At 44.3% G+C, this 14,401-nt stretch carries 13 protein-coding genes; 3 read left to right on the plus strand and 10 right to left on the minus strand.

The window, feature by feature from the left end; translation table 11 throughout:
• Nucleotides 1-21: 21 nt before the first annotated feature.
• From BJP34_RS28120 to BJP34_RS44705, 6 genes are all read right to left on the minus strand, one after another.
• A complete protein-coding gene (locus BJP34_RS28120) occupies nucleotides 22-2,409 on the minus strand; it encodes a CHASE2 domain-containing serine/threonine-protein kinase (protein WP_070395193.1) in 2,388 nt (795 codons plus the stop codon).
• 15 nt (nucleotides 2,410-2,424) lie between these two features.
• The gene (locus BJP34_RS41160; protein ID WP_149031228.1) at nucleotides 2,425-2,622 is read right to left on the minus strand and encodes a hypothetical protein; all 198 of its coding nucleotides are present in this window, start codon (nucleotides 2,620-2,622) and stop codon (nucleotides 2,425-2,427) included.
• Between the two features lie 663 nt (nucleotides 2,623-3,285).
• Nucleotides 3,286-3,423 (minus strand): photosystem II reaction center protein K, encoded by a 138-nt coding sequence (locus BJP34_RS28125; protein ID WP_070395194.1) that lies wholly within the window; start codon nucleotides 3,421-3,423, stop codon nucleotides 3,286-3,288.
• Nucleotides 3,424-3,470: 47 nt separating this feature from the next.
• Nucleotides 3,471-4,595, minus strand: coding sequence for a tRNA guanosine(34) transglycosylase Tgt (tgt, locus tag BJP34_RS28130; RefSeq protein ID WP_070395195.1), 1,125 nt, complete (start codon nucleotides 4,593-4,595; stop codon nucleotides 3,471-3,473).
• A gap of 201 nt (nucleotides 4,596-4,796) precedes the next feature.
• Nucleotides 4,797-5,249, minus strand: a complete 453-nt coding sequence (locus BJP34_RS28135; protein ID WP_070395196.1) for a hypothetical protein — start codon at nucleotides 5,247-5,249, stop codon at nucleotides 4,797-4,799.
• 421 nt (nucleotides 5,250-5,670) lie between these two features.
• Nucleotides 5,671-5,847 carry a hypothetical protein gene (locus tag BJP34_RS44705; RefSeq protein ID WP_158517519.1) on the minus strand — a complete coding sequence of 59 codons (177 nt, stop codon included), beginning with the start codon at nucleotides 5,845-5,847 and terminating at the stop codon, nucleotides 5,671-5,673.
• Nucleotides 5,848-5,871: 24 nt separating this feature from the next.
• On the opposite strand from BJP34_RS44705, the gene cobS reads away from it, so the two are divergent.
• A complete protein-coding gene (gene cobS, locus BJP34_RS28140) occupies nucleotides 5,872-6,666 on the plus strand; it encodes an adenosylcobinamide-GDP ribazoletransferase (protein ID WP_070395197.1) in 795 nt (264 codons plus the stop codon).
• A gap of 192 nt (nucleotides 6,667-6,858) precedes the next feature.
• Here cobS and BJP34_RS28145 read toward each other — a convergent pair whose 3' ends face one another.
• Nucleotides 6,859-7,308, minus strand: coding sequence for a PPC domain-containing protein (locus BJP34_RS28145; protein WP_070395198.1), 450 nt, complete (start codon nucleotides 7,306-7,308; stop codon nucleotides 6,859-6,861).
• A gap of 419 nt (nucleotides 7,309-7,727) precedes the next feature.
• Here BJP34_RS28145 and BJP34_RS28150 point away from each other — a divergent pair, with 419 nt between their 5' ends.
• Nucleotides 7,728-8,177 carry a helix-turn-helix domain-containing protein gene (locus tag BJP34_RS28150; RefSeq protein ID WP_070395199.1) on the plus strand — a complete coding sequence of 150 codons (450 nt, stop codon included), beginning with the start codon at nucleotides 7,728-7,730 and terminating at the stop codon, nucleotides 8,175-8,177.
• Here BJP34_RS28150 and BJP34_RS28155 read toward each other — a convergent pair.
• From BJP34_RS28155 to BJP34_RS28165, 3 genes are all read right to left on the minus strand, one after another.
• Nucleotides 8,118-10,997: a glycoside hydrolase family 10 protein gene (locus tag BJP34_RS28155; RefSeq protein WP_229424062.1), complete on the minus strand. Its 2,880-nt coding sequence runs from the start codon at nucleotides 10,995-10,997 to the stop codon at nucleotides 8,118-8,120. The two genes, BJP34_RS28150 and BJP34_RS28155, sit on opposite strands and share 60 nt — an antisense overlap.
• Nucleotides 10,998-11,406: 409 nt before the next feature.
• Nucleotides 11,407-11,577 carry a hypothetical protein gene (locus tag BJP34_RS45810; protein ID WP_168166527.1) on the minus strand — a complete coding sequence of 57 codons (171 nt, stop codon included), beginning with the start codon at nucleotides 11,575-11,577 and terminating at the stop codon, nucleotides 11,407-11,409.
• Between the two features lie 73 nt (nucleotides 11,578-11,650).
• A complete protein-coding gene (locus BJP34_RS28165; protein ID WP_070395200.1) occupies nucleotides 11,651-12,019 on the minus strand; it encodes a hypothetical protein in 369 nt (122 codons plus the stop codon).
• Between the two features lie 256 nt (nucleotides 12,020-12,275).
• Between BJP34_RS28165 and BJP34_RS28170 the strand changes: the two genes are divergently transcribed.
• Nucleotides 12,276-14,348 carry an AAA-like domain-containing protein gene (locus BJP34_RS28170; RefSeq protein ID WP_070395201.1) on the plus strand — a complete coding sequence of 691 codons (2,073 nt, stop codon included), beginning with the start codon at nucleotides 12,276-12,278 and terminating at the stop codon, nucleotides 14,346-14,348.
• The last annotated feature ends 53 nt before the right edge of the window (nucleotides 14,349-14,401 follow it).

The following is a 14,401-nucleotide window of genomic DNA, read 5'->3' on the forward strand; positions in this document are numbered from 1 at the left end:
TTGCCTTTTTCCTCCATGGCTTCACCCACCAATCACTTTGGACAAATCCTGCAGGATTACTTCAGCTGACTTGTATCTGTCAGCGAAATGATAGCTTACCATCTTTTCTATAATTTGGGCAAATTCTTCAGGTACATCTGCCAGGTTGCGCCAGATCACTTCACCAGTTTCTGGGGAAATGGGCAAATGATAGGGACGAATTCCAGTTAATCCTTGAATCCCAATCATACCTAAAGCATAAATATCACTATTGAAACTGGGGTGTCCCGCTAATTGCTCTGGTGGGGCATAACCACGAGAGCCAATGGCAACCGTATCATTTTTTTCCTCACTTTGCTCTGGGCTTTTAATCTGTTTAACTGCTCCGAAGTCAATTAGTACCAGTTGACCATCAGTTTGACGACGGATAATATTGCCAGGTTTGATATCCCGGTGGATGACGCCGTATTTGTGGATAAAGACGAGAATTTCTAAAATATCTTTCAGTATATCTGCGACTTCCTTCACTCCAAGCCGTTTATCTACTGGTAATTCGTCACTAAGGGACTGACCGGGAATATATTCTTCCACTAAGTAAAATACTTGATCTTCTTCAAAATAAGCTAGTAGTCGAGGAATCTTTAAATGATTACCCAAAATTTCTAATATGTCTGCTTCAGTGCTGAATAGGCGTCTGGCAATTTTCAAGAATTGCGGATCGCTACGAGCCGGTTTCAATTGCTTGACCACACACTGGGGTGAACCAGGTCGCTGAGTATCTTCTGCTAGATGGACTAGACCAAACCCACCCGAACCGAGAACACGCTTGGTTTGGTAGCGTCCAGCTAGGAGGTTATGTTGGGGTCGGTACTCTACCGATGTGCCATCAGAGTCTGCACCTGCTGTTGGGTTCCAAATTGCTGTGGCATCTTCTTGAGATAAATCGGTTTGTGGTATCGGTATAGTTTTGGTGGTGTTAGCGCTGGAGGTGGTTTCGTTTTTTTCCTTCAACAACGCCTGTAACAGGGCTAAGTTCTGTTCCTGTTCTTGAGCTTTTGCTTCAATTTTGCGGCGCTCTTGCTCTGCTTTTATGCTCTCCTGTTTAGCTTTGTAACCGGTGTAAGTCATTACACCAGTACCCGAAAGGATTAATGCCAACGCAGGTGCCACGACAGGTATCCATCCTGAGTTGAGAAATAGCAGGTAGGATGTTCCTACCAAAATACCTAAAGCAATACTCTCAGACAGTACTAACTGTCGAGTGTTGCGGCTTACCCCAACTAACACGCCCCCGATTAGTGTCCAACCCCAAAGCCACAAGCCTTCTGTCCACTCAGACCAAAACCAAAACTGTCCTCTTCTCTCTCCAAGTGCGCCACTGAGCAGTTGACTCACGATTTGACCATGTATCATGACTCCTTGCATATGCTTGCTTTCTTTTTGAGCAAAACTGTAGGGTGTTAAGAAGTCATCATTTTTAATACTAGGAGCATTCATACCGATTAGGACAATCCGGTCTTTGACCAAGTCCGGTTCAATCTCCTCTTTCAGCACCTTACTTAAGGTAACGGTATCGGCAAGGTGATCAGCAGAGCGGTAATTCAATAAAATTTGGTAGCCTCCCGTATCTCCCTTTTGGTAACCTCCAGCAGTAGGAGATATCTTGTTATAGACTGTTTTTCCTAGCTTCATCTGTTTTGGGGAGATGTTTTCGGGCTTGATTCCCTGCTGTTCCAAATAGCTTCGCGCTAACTGAAAGCCAAATGCTAATCTGGTGGTGCAACCTGAGATGCTGGTATTCTCAAAATATAATGGAGCCCGCCGGACGATTCCATCGGGGTCTTCAAGTAGATTAACAAAGCCGACACGATGCGGAGAAATCTTTGGGGGGGCTGCAACACTGGATGCTTCTGATTGACCCCGATAGCAAATTGGAATTATGCGATCGCTACTTTGCAGTAGTTCATTAAATTCAGCATTACCCGGTCCTACCGGACTGTCTCGAAAGATATCCACACCAATAACGGCGGGTTTATGTTGCTCCAGCTTCTGTAATACCTCATACATTACAGCATCTTTGATTGAAGACCCTCCTGGAGCTGTTGTGCCTTTTAAATCTGGCTCAGTCACCTCTACTACTAAGATGCGGTCATCGGGAGGTAAAGCTGGTCGCAGCTCTATCATCCGGTCGAAAGCCTTTAACTCAAAAAACTGTAACATTCCTAGGTGCTTAGACCCTAGCATTAAACCAGTTACGGCCAAACTCGCTACCAATGCTGGGTTTATCCCAACATATTTTCCCAAGCGTTTCAGCCGCGACCAAGTTTTCGCCGGTTTTGGTGGCGGGGGGGAGGGATTTTCCTCTTGGGGGCTAAGTTTTGATTTGTTTGGTGACTCTTCTGTCGCCACTTTTACCAGCTGAGCACTCATATAAAATAGTTATCACTAGAAACGATCACCCTTGATGTTCACCCTTGATAATTCTATAAATAATACGATCAACGGTTCGATCACCCTGTAGAGTAGTGACTCATTCCTTGATTCAATGCCCTGACCTAAGTCCGAAAGGTTGCTCTGAGTATTTTCCCGATCGATGTCTTGATGCAGTCGCTCATGGGGGAAACCCCCAAGACCGCGCTGCATCGCTTTAATTGATTTATGATCAGCAATGGAAGGCTTGTTGCTTACACTACCATTTTGCTTTTTCGTGGGCTTGGAAGCAAGTCGTCCTTATTCTGTCAAGCTATCAATCGGATTATCTTAAATTTGTCTTCAACTTCGTCGTGGTCAACCACCCTGATGCCAATTATTATTGATGCGCACCTGACTCATAGTATTGGCTAATTCCACGTTGATAGTTTTGACAGCAAAAACTGGCACTTAGCTTATACAAATAGCTTTCTGTATTTTAGCTTAACAATCGGTGGATAGTATGTATCCCAGATATCGGCAAGCTTTACTACTCACAGGATACCCTACTACGAACGTTCCTGTTTTTGATTGCTTTATCCACACTATTCGGTTCAATCCCTGGTTGATATTTCCTACAGGCGCACTATTAATCTACACCATCATCAACCCTGCCAACTGATCATCCCACCATGACCTAAGTGGTTCATAGGTGGGATGAATCGTAGGGCTTATTGATTACGTAGTCTTTCTCACAGACAAACGTTGGTCAGGTATTGAGCTTACTCACCTTCTGACACAACTAGCGAGATTTTTGGTAGATATGTCTAAATTTGTTGATATTTATCGATAAAACCAACCCCTAGAGCCAAACAGGTTTTCTAGGGCGGGAGAAGTTTACCGGAAACCCACGGCGGCTTGCCAGACAAAGGCTAACAGCAAGAAGAATACAGGGATAACTGGTAGAACGTCCACCACTGGACCAAAAATAGAGTAAGCTTCGGGTAATGTTCCTAACACGAGTGCAGCTTCCATATCTTAAATCTTCCTTTTCAACACAGATTTAATAATTGACATGTATCTTAACATGAAGTGAACAGCCAACGAGCAAATTGTGTAGTGAATTGATCACTTAAGATCGCTGCCCTGATCGCTTGAGTAAACCGAATTAGCTCAGTCACATTGTGGTGAGAGAGTAACATATAGCCTAGAGATTCACGCGATCGCACTAAATGGTTCAGATAAGCACGACTGAAATTCTGACAGCAATAGCAAGGACAACTGGCATCTAAGGGGGAAAAATCTTCCCGAAACCGGGCATTTTTCAAGTTCCAGCGTTCCCCCTGCACTAAGGCAGTACCATGACGTCCCAGGCGAGTGGGAATAACGCAGTCAAACAAGTCTATGCCAGATGCGATCGCTAAAACCATTTCCCTGTAGGTACCGACCCCCATCAGATAACGAGGCTTATGCCATGGCAGTAATGGAGCAGTTGTCTCGACAATTTGGTGAATCAATTCAGCTGGTTCCCCCACACTGACACCACCAATGGCATAACCTGGTAAATCCAACTCGACCAAGGATTCGGCAGCCTTTTGACGCAAATCTAGGTACACCCCACCCTGAACTATACCAAACAAAGCTTGTGCATTGGGGCGATTGTGAGCAACAATACAGCGTTTGAGCCAGCGATAGGTTCGTTGAGTTGCTAATTCCACCTCAGTTCGCTCAGCTGGATAGGGGGGACACTCATCAAATGCCATGATCACATCTGCTCCCAAGGCATGCTGAATTTCCATACACCGTTCTGGGGTTATATCAATCATCCGCCCATCCCGAGGAGATTTAAACCTCACCCCCTCTTCAGTAATAGTACGGAGCTGACTCAAGCTAAACACCTGAAAGCCACCAGAATCAGTCAAGATTGGTCCGTTCCAACCCATAAATCGATGCAGCCCACCGGCTTTTTTAATGATGGCTTCTCCTGGTTGCAGATGGAGATGATAGGTATTAGCCAAAACCATTTGGGCCCCAGCTACCTCTAACTGGGCTGGTGTTAGAGTTTTTACCGTTGCTAGGGTGCCTACTGGCATAAACCTGGGAGTTTCCACCACACCATGGGGGGTCACAAACACCCCAGCTCTTGCTTTAGTGTGGCTACAGGAAGCCTGACATTGAAATGAAAAATTAATTTTCTGTTGATTCAAGTTGATCTAGGTCTTGAAATATTGTTAACTAGACCATAGCGTCTAATTCGGTTAACCCAGGTGAAACTCTTGTGTATTCGATATTGTGTATTCGATGCATCCAACGTGGAGCAAGCCAATACTTATACCCTTGAATTTCATTAATCAACCTGTAACCTGTAACCTATAACCTATAACCTTCTAACCTTCTAACCTTCTAACCTAAAAAGGACAATCTCCATCATCATCAATTTGCACATCCCATTTCGCGCTTAGAACCTGTGTGACCATAGCTTCAAGGGCTTCCGCCTGAAGTTGGTCAACACACTCTTGTTGCAAGGGATTCAACAGGGGAATCAGCCGCAACTGACGATTTTCGTTAATTAGGTCAAAGTATGCTTCTTGCTCTGGAGACTGACTCAGTTGTAAATAGTCAAAACTATGGACATTGATGTAAAGTGTCCGATTGGCAATCAGGGTAGAGCAATGGGGATCAGCAAATACTTCCTGAACTAACCCTTCCCCCTGGTTTTTTAGTTGACCATCGAGAGTGTGGATGTAACGGACGCAACCTAAATCACCAAGCAAGCGTTTCATATCTCGCTTGTTGATGATAATGCCAGTTTCAATGATGCAAGGAGCTGGGAGTTGGTGTCGAGATTGGTGGTGACTCATGGATAAAAGCCTATAATGCTTTTCAGGGCTGATATTGACATGCAACTGGTTAATTTAATTGATTGGCGAGGCAACCCTAAAGGTGAAACCAATTGATGAGAACACAGCTACGGCAACGGGTTAAAACCAACAATAAAGGTTAATAGTGTTAGGTTTTGGGTTAATGGTTATCGGACTTTATACCTAATCTAAGCATGCTTAATGGTTAATACAAGGGTATAAGCATGTAAGCGTGCCTAGTAAGCAGCAACAGATAATTCCAATAGATGCAGGGAATAATCGCGTGAAATGGTGTTTATCTTTAAATAGTTCACAGTCAACTAGTCAAATCTAGACAACCAGATTACTCCTTTTTAAGGTTTTACCCTGATTGAGTAAACACCAACAGCTTATATCCCAAATGGGATAAACCCATTGCCAACTACATTTCTACCAAGGAATGTTGATTGAGCCGTTTTGGTCGGCACGAACTAACTATATTAGCAGCCCGTTGCTGTTGAGACCTAAGCCATAGGGTGAGGTAACTTGCTGCTTGTAACAACAGCTTATGACACAATACTATCTCAATCTTTCGATGGTGCTCAAAGGAAAATTCCATAAATTTCAGTAACTGCTGTTACCCATGAAATATTTCACTGGACAACAATTTAGGCAATGGGGACGTCAACTTTTCCGTTCTTTGAGTAGTGCTGTAACTTTTTATACTATTCTCCCCCTACCAGCTAGCTGGGGAATGGAGTTTCGGGGCATTGCCCGTTGGGCCCCGATGATCGGATTGCTGATTGGGGGGATACTTGTAATATTAGACATCTTATTGCAACAGTTAGGGATGCCAGCACTCACTCGCTCTGCTGTAGTTGTGGTCAGCTGGGTTGCCCTGACTGGAGGATTACACTTAGATGGGGTGATAGACGCAGCTGATGGTTTAGCAGTTCCAGATCCCCAGCGCCGTTTAGATGTGATGGCAGATAGTGCTACAGGAGCGTTTGGGGCAATGGCAGCTTGTACTCTATTTTTGCTAAAAACTGCTGCCCTAACTGATATCGGGGCTTATCAGTGGGCAGCTTTGATGGGAGCAGCTGCTTGGGGACGCTGGGGACAAGTAGTAGCGATCGCATTTTATCCCTATCTCAAACCCACCGGTAAAGGGGCATTTCACAAACCATGGATACGTATTCCCCAAGATATTCTCTTGGGATTATTCGTTGTCTTAAGTTTATCTCTAGTGCCAGTGTTGCTAGATCCGACAAATACTTGGTTATCCTTAACCATGGCCATTGGAGGATGTGCGATCGCTCTACTGACTGGCGGCTGGTTTCACCGCCAGCTAGGGGGACATACTGGAGACACTTACGGAGCAGTGGTGGAATGGACAGAAGCCTTGTTTCTGTGCTTACTGACCCTCATCCTTCACTAGACTTCGCGGCAGTTGTCAGGGAATAGGGAATAGGGAATAGGGAATAGGGAATAGGTGTCAAAATTGACTTAGAAGCTATCCAAAATGATTGCTTAGTTATTTTTGCAAGAGGTCTACTAATTATTTCACTCATTCTTTGCCCAAGACGACCTGTTGGTTAATCGAGTACTTACCGACTCGACCACTGACGGACTAAATTGGTTTAAGTCGGGTTATCTTTAATCTGAACGTGCCACCGCCCGTTGACCCAAAGGCACGCACCCTGATAATGTACTCATCTGTCTCAGTAATGCGAGCAAATAGCAAGGAGTTAGTACTGCCATCAGGTCCATCATCATTTTCCGCTACCATAGAACCGTCAGAAGCTATCACAGAGATCATCGTGTCAAAGTTGTCTGAGTGAAGGTCGATGGCAACTTGGTCTCCCGCATCAAGAGTTACTACATAGTCTCGGGCAAAGCCACCGTCGCCGATCGGAATATCTTTCTGAGTCAGGGTGTCAACAATTTCTTTGCTATGGGAAATTGGCTGCGGATTGTACAGGTTTTGTGCTCTGGCTACCGGTGCAGTTACGCTCGTTGCCAACAACGTTGCTGCCACAGGCATAACCCAGCTAAACCAAGCAGCAAAAGCTTTACTCATTTAAATATATCTTTTAGTTGGTAACATTTATAACACTGTACCCTAACCCCCTTAAAAAAGGAGGGTCGTGTGTATGGGCTTGAAGCAGCCCAGGCTATACCCTGACGATACAACTAGCTTACTTTAATATTGACGGGATGTCTCACCGCCAAATTTCTGATATTTTCCCTACTTTACTCTAGTTATTTTAGCGAATGCGATCGCTATTTCCACCTCACTTCGATATCACCAACTTTATCCAATAATTAAAACCTTCGAGTCAGTTCTCCTCACTCCTCAAAAAAACCGCCATTTTCTGACATCAAACTGAGGCTATTAAACTTAATAGTTGCTTCGGAAGAGTTTTTTTAACTAGAAGTTGTCAATGATTCATTTTGCCTATATAATAGTATTATCGGAATAGTTAAGGAAAAAGACAAATGAACAAGTGTGTTTGTACTACCGAAGCAGCATCTCTATTAGGTATTTCTTCTCGGCGATTGCGCCAACTTCTAGAGTCTGGGCGAGTTAGGGGTGCTTATAAAAGTGGGAAATTCTGGATTATTCCCTTGTTTAACAATCTGCCCCAAATAACTAAAGGCTCTAGAGGACCAAAAGGCAAATGGCGCACTAATCGTCCTCCGGCTATAGCTAAAATCAATGTCAATCGCAATAATATTGGCTCGAATATCCACAAAAGCCCCGAAGAACGGAAGCCAGTGATTTCCGTAAAACGCAGCGGCAACAATATATACGGCAACCAGGTAGAAATCCTTGGCCCGTGCCGCATTGTCTATAACCCGGATAAACCACTATCATGTGGTGCTCGTCTATGGATCGAGACCTTCAGTGATGTCCACTTCATTGGTGGCAGTTTCCCTGCCAGCTAATGATCGATTTTGGAGCGTCCGCTCACCATAGCGCAATAATCGTTGGATCGCTTCCAGACGGTTGTCCCATACCTGAACTTGATACGGTTGCTCAACCGATTGTCCAAACATCCACGTTTGAAAGCGAGTACGGAAGGATGACATGGACAATTGTGCTGATAGCAAGCTCATCATGGATGGCTTGTCGGCTAGTCGATTCAGCAACAGGGAAAGGGTATCGGCTTGTTGCCCCCAGTCTGAAAGGTCTGGTTCCCCAATTACTATTTGATTATTTGCCAACATAAAACTCCATTCCTGTTGCAGAGCCTGATAACGTTCTGCTGCAGCTAGGAACGGTTGACGGTAAGGTACTTGTACTTCAGTGGTAGGCTCTTGTTGTCCTTGAGTGCGAGTCAAGATACCCCTGAGATTATCATTGAGATTTTCTACTGCAAATAGGGCATAGCCAGGAGCTGGTAAATCTCGCAGCAGTTGAATTTGGTCAACAGCTACAATATCGGGCAAATTCAATAGGCGAATTCCTGGCAAAACTAAGGCTGAGCTGAGGGAGGATTTTTTTAGCCATGGTTGGGCTAATTTTTGTAACTCTTCCGTTTCCAGGGCATAAGTCATCGGTACCATCAGGTCAATCTCACCCCGAGACGCCCAATCTTCCCAGTTTTGTTGGATTTTTTGCAATCGGTCTTCCCTAGGCATGGGAAACACAGCAGCAGAGATAATCAAGTCGGGACGTTTCTCGCGCAGCATCTGTGACACTGACTTGACCAAAGTGTCGATTTGCTGTATACGAAAATCTGTCCACTGTCGCCATAAGTTCTGATTCTTTGGGTCAATCTCAATCGGGTCAACACCGGTCAATGCCTGGAACTGTTCACGGGCGGCCTTACCATAGCCAAAGGTATGACCAGCTTTCGGGTCTTGAAACGGATAGCGAATATAGTCCAGCTGAATCCCATCTACTTCATAGTTGCTGGCTATTTCTTCCAATAGCTTGGTTAGATAATCCCGCACTTCCGGATTAGCCGGGTCAAGAAATGCCTTTCTAGTTCTCTTGTGAAACACACGTTTTTCGTTATCCAAGATTGCCCAGTCTGGATTCTTGGATAGCACTGGTCCGAGATAGTCTGCTGGTTGATCCAAAACTGCATTGTGCCGCTGGTTAGCTGCAGCAAATATCCAAACCCAAGCGTGCAACTCCATCCCTCGTTCATGGGCTAACTTGACTGCTGCTTTTAGAGGATCCCATCCCTCAACCAGGGGATTTTGCTCTGGTGCGATCGCACTCGGGTAAATCGTATAACTAGCGTTAACCGTTTCAAAAAAGATGGTGTGAAAACCAGCTGTAGCCAATTTGTCAAAAATCTTAGCTAAATCTTTTTCAGACTTCGCCTTAACAATAGTACCCCGGTCTAGCCAAATGGCTCGAATCTCTGACTGGGCTAGTTTACGATCAATTGGGTAGTTTTCCCATAGGGTATTTCGTGCTGTCATCCACAGCTGACTTGCCTTTTGATACTCTCTGCGAGCCACTGCTCGACGGAAATTTTCCAAACCCACTCTGGCCTGATTCAATGCCTCAATAGCTGAGTTAGCAGCTGAGTCAGTTTCATCCGTTTTACCCTCAGAGGTTTCCTCGGAAGTTTCCGACACTTGCTTAGTACCAGCAGTGACAAATCGTTCAATAGCAGTGCCTGTAGATAAATTCAGATTACTGTTAGCTGCATCGGCTCTTAGCAAAGCACTTTCAAACCGACCAATCAGATTTTCCAACTCCCGCTCCATGGCAGTAGCTTGCTTTAGGGTTCGAATTCGTCTTCTATATCGTGGTGGTGGGGCTTTTGCTGGCTTGGGTGACGGGGCTAATGGGAAATTGGTAGGCTTAGCTGAAGCATCTGTGTTATTGCCAGACTCTGCATCTTCTGTTTCCAGCTGTTTCTGGGCAATAGTAGTGTCGATATCCCGACAATGTTGTGGAGAGTGATCAGAGGATTGAGACGATGTAGATGAATTAGTGATGAGTTGGACATCAGTGAGATTGGCATCAGTGACTTGGACATCATAGCGACCAAGAGCCGCTCGTAACCAAGCACTATCGACCTCCGCCGGAGCTACCCGATCGATACCCCAGCGCCAACCAAAAAACGTAGCATTATTAGAGGTTACTACAGCAGGGGGCTTGTCAACCTGACTCCAGACCGCAGCAGTAGTGGAATTAAGATCAGTAGGAATAAGAGTGCCGCCCTGAATGATACCTGTAATTCCAGTATCCTGCACCCATGTTTGGTTACTGTCTGGGGAAGGATGGAGGATAGAGGGTTGGGTCATCGCAAACCCCCAATAGGCACCCAAAAGCTCACGCAATTGTTTGCGGATGTCAGGTTTGGAAAGTAACCCAGTCGGACCGCTGACAATAACTTTTCCTCCTTGTGCAATCCACTCCTGTAACGCTTGGAATTGTTTTGGGTGGAGGAACTCGACATTGGGCAAAAATAGCAAGTTAGTGTTGTCCAAGTCAGAGGCTTTCTTAACGTCAGTCAAGTCAACAATACAGTAGTTAACCCCAATTGAATGTAACCGTTTGCTAATGCTAGACCAATGCCCTTGATTATCCCGACTCTTAACTACTCCCAGTTGCACCGTTTCAGCTCTAGCCGCTGGTAACCATGGTAGAGAATTGAGCAAAAGCCCGATCAAGGTACTAACTACAATAGTCTTGGGGTCGATAGGATTAGATTTCAGTATAGTCAAATCTCTGATCAAGGGGGTTAGCTGCTTGGACAGATACCACTGCCAATTGGAACTATCACTACTCCTGAACACCGTTCACTCCTTAAAATTAGTTATCAAAATCCTAACCCCTCTTGGCAATTAACAACGTTAGCTAGAAGTGCGGATTTAGATCAGTGCGATCGCATTAGGTATTGGTTCAATTGTAGTTTATAACTGGTATGACCCATAAGGGTGTAGCTTGTAGGGTGGGCAAAAAGCGATGCAGCGCGGTCTTGGGGGTTTCCCCCATGAGCGACTGCATCAAGACACCGTTTGATTATTTTGAGTATTAATGATTATCTTACTTTGCCCACCCTACTTTAATTCCTCTGATAGCTATCAGCTTGTAGGGTGGGCAAAAAGCGATGCAGCGCGGTCTTGGGGGTTTCCCCCATGAGCGACTGCATCAAGACACCGTTTGATTATTTTGAGTATTAATGATTATCTTACTTTGCCCACCTTACTTTAGAGCTTGTCTATCTAAGCGAATAGAAATCGCTTTTTTAGTAATCGGTTTAACTAGTTTTGCATTTTCCCAGAAATGATCATCTAACTCCGGTATATCTGAGGTATCAATAGCAGAGTCAGGAATAGTTTTGATTTCTTCAAGTCGTTTGGGCGAGATACTCATAATACTTTTTCCTTGTCTTGCAGCGGTCAGTGGTCAGCTAACATAACAAATATTAAACAAATCCTAACCTGTTTTATTCAACAATTCTTGCGCGTGGCACAGGCTTCGAGGCTATGATGTAGCCCATAAGCTGATAACTGATTGCTGTTCGCGTAGCGTGCGCGTAGCCCATAAGCTGTTCGCTGATCGCTGACCTAGGGAGTAGGAGTATGAAGTAGGGTGAACTAAATTGGATGGCTCTAATAATTCTTAAAAACGCTAGAATTACTGATAAGTAAATATATAGCGTTTGTGTTTGAGATGTAAACCTGTATGGTCTTTTTTCTTGGACAATAAAACTCCGAATCTCTTTCCCCTCCTGGGAGGGGTTAGGGGTGGGTAACTTTTGCCTCTTGCCGTCTTGATGCAGTCGCTCATGGGGGAAACCACGGCAGTCGCTCATGGTTAGAAGTTACCGTAAGACAGTTGAGCCTTAATCAATAAGTTTTCCCCCTTTTCTGCATAGCCTACCAACCATAAAGGCTCAACTGTCTAAGGTTTCGTCTCCGGGGGAACCCCCAAGACCGCGCTGCCTTCCCAAGACCGCGCTGCATCGCTCTTGCCTCTTGCCTTTTTCAGCAATTCCTGTGTTTAAAACTCAGATCCAAACGCTATAAACCCTACCGAAATTAATATCCTGGATAGGTTGGGCATCTCCCATGAAAACTAATAACCATCGGTCAGTCTGTGGTAAATTAAAGCAGCAGTTAAATAACAGAGTTAAACGCTGGTTTAATTCCCCTAAAAATGGTCATAGCAGCACCACACAAACAATAACTGTTAATGTGGCAGAGCCTTATGCTCCCTACAAACCTCCCTCAACTCCTCAACAACCTAACCACAGCAACGGCGTAAGGAATAATACCTGGCCTCCTGGTTATCGGTTACATAAGGGTAAGTACACTATCGAAAAAAAACTAGGACAAGGTGGGCTGGGTATTACCTATTTAGCCCGAAATAATAAAACAGGCGATCCCATCGTTATTAAAACTATCCTTAATCATGTACTCCGCCAAGATAATTTATTAGAATATTGGAAAATTTTTGCCAACGAAGCAGTAAAGTTAGCCCAATGTAGTTGTGGTAATCCTCATCTAGTCAGCTTATGTGAAGAAATCATCCGAGAAGGTGAATTGCCTTGCCTAATCATGGAATACATCGAGGGGGAAACCTTGTCGGCTCTGGTGAAACAGCAGGGTGTGCTTTCGGAAGAGAAAGCCTTGCTTTACATAGGGCAAATTGGTAGCGCCCTGTGGGACATTCATCAGCAAGGGTTGCTCCATCGGGATGTTAAACCCAATAACATCATGGTTCGGAACGATGGTACTGGTGCGGTGTTGATTGATTTGGGTATTGCTACTAAGTTTGTCCCTGGGGTTACACAAACTCATCTGTGTGGGCGGACTCCAGGTTATGCTCCGCTGGAACAATATGAGTGGCGGTCGCAACTCGGTCCCTACACCGATGTTTATGCTTTAGCCGCTACCTTGTATGTTCTGTTAACTGGAAATGAACCACTACCAGCTGACGAGCGATGTGAGGGAGCTGTATTACCACCACCAAACTATCTTAATCCCCAGATTAGCGATCGCATAAATCGAGCCATTCTCCATGGTATGGATTTAGTGGCTAGCGATCGCCCTCAGTCTATACCAGAATTTTTAAACTTACTGGATATTGAATTACCAAATAATAATAGCACAAATAGCAGCAATAATAAACTAGATAAAACCGCTCAAGTTGGAGACTTTTATATAGAACGTCCCCAAGATGCTGAGTGTTATCAAAAGATTGTACAACCAGGAGCGCTAATTCGGATTAAAGCACCCAAGCTGATGGGTAAAACCTTACTCAGTCATCGGATTCTTGATTATGCTAAGTCTAGGGGTTATCGCACGGTTTATTTAAATCTGAATGAGTTTCCTTGCCATGACTTGGATATATTTTTACAGTCTTTTTGTGTGCGGGTTACTCAAAAATTGAAATTGCCCAATCAGTTGCAAAATTATTGGGAAGATAGTTTTTTTACCAGTGAAGTAAAGTGTAGCACCTACTTTGAAGAGTATTTGTTGGTTTCTTCAGAGACTCCTTTGGTTTTATGTCTCGATAACCTAGAGCGAGTTTTTCCTCATCAACAGGTTGCTGAAGGGTTTCTTACTTTGCTGCGGAGTTGGCATGAAAATGGCCAGTTTTATGAGAGTTGGAAAAGACTGCGGTTGATAGTGGTTTATGCTACGGAAGTTTATATTGACTTAGCTATCAATAAATCGCCTTTCAATGTAGGATATCCTGTCGATTTAACTGATTTTTACTTGAAACAGGTTCAGGATTTGGCGAAATTTTATGGCTTAAATTTATCAGTTAATTCATTACAACAATTAATGAGTATGGTAGGAGGACATCCTTATTTATTACAGTTAGCTTTATCTACTATTAGCAAAAATCCCAACATCACCATCGAGCATCTTTTAGAAACAGCCCCGACAGAATCAGGAATTTATCGCCATCATTTGCGAGAGCTTTTAAATAATCTCATGCTCCATCCTAATTTACTAAACGCTTTCAAAAAATTACTGACAACTACTCAAGCAGTGCGCCTGGATTATAAGGAAACCTATCTGTTAGAAAGTCTGGGATTAGTCAGAGCAATCGGTAATGATTGTATTCCCAGATATAATTTGTATCGTGAGTATTTTAGTAACAGACTTTTAGAGTTGCGTAGGGTGCGTTAGGGACGGGCTTACCCTGATTTTCAGGCTCAAATCCCGGGTTGCGATCGTCCGTC

Origin of the sequence: Moorena producens PAL-8-15-08-1 (assembly GCF_001767235.1) — a bacterium.
GTDB classification, from domain to species: Bacteria; Cyanobacteriota; Cyanobacteriia; order Cyanobacteriales; family Coleofasciculaceae; genus Moorena; species Moorena producens_A.

What these genes read in the sequence shown, in the direction of transcription:
- BJP34_RS45810 (WP_168166527.1), bottom strand. Translation starts at nt 11,577, where the DNA reads ATGAGTATCTCGCCCAAACGACTTGAAGAAATCAAAACTATTCCTGAC.
- BJP34_RS28165 (WP_070395200.1), bottom strand. Translation starts at nt 12,019, where the DNA reads ATGAGCGACTGCCGTGGTTTCCCCCATGAGCGACTGCATCAAGACGGC.
- BJP34_RS28170 (WP_070395201.1), top strand. Translation starts at nt 12,276, where the DNA reads ATGAAAACTAATAACCATCGGTCAGTCTGTGGTAAATTAAAGCAGCAG.
- BJP34_RS41160 (WP_149031228.1), bottom strand. Translation starts at nt 2,622, where the DNA reads ATGCAGCGCGGTCTTGGGGGTTTCCCCCATGAGCGACTGCATCAAGAC.
- BJP34_RS28135 (WP_070395196.1), bottom strand. Translation starts at nt 5,249, where the DNA reads ATGAGTCACCACCAATCTCGACACCAACTCCCAGCTCCTTGCATCATT.
- BJP34_RS28145 (WP_070395198.1), bottom strand. Translation starts at nt 7,308, where the DNA reads ATGAGTAAAGCTTTTGCTGCTTGGTTTAGCTGGGTTATGCCTGTGGCA.
- BJP34_RS28120 (WP_070395193.1), bottom strand. Translation starts at nt 2,409, where the DNA reads ATGAGTGCTCAGCTGGTAAAAGTGGCGACAGAAGAGTCACCAAACAAA.
- BJP34_RS28125 (WP_070395194.1), bottom strand. Translation starts at nt 3,423, where the DNA reads ATGGAAGCTGCACTCGTGTTAGGAACATTACCCGAAGCTTACTCTATT.
- cobS (WP_070395197.1), top strand. Translation starts at nt 5,872, where the DNA reads ATGAAATATTTCACTGGACAACAATTTAGGCAATGGGGACGTCAACTT.
- BJP34_RS44705 (WP_158517519.1), bottom strand. Translation starts at nt 5,847, where the DNA reads ATGGAATTTTCCTTTGAGCACCATCGAAAGATTGAGATAGTATTGTGT.
- BJP34_RS28150 (WP_070395199.1), top strand. Translation starts at nt 7,728, where the DNA reads ATGAACAAGTGTGTTTGTACTACCGAAGCAGCATCTCTATTAGGTATT.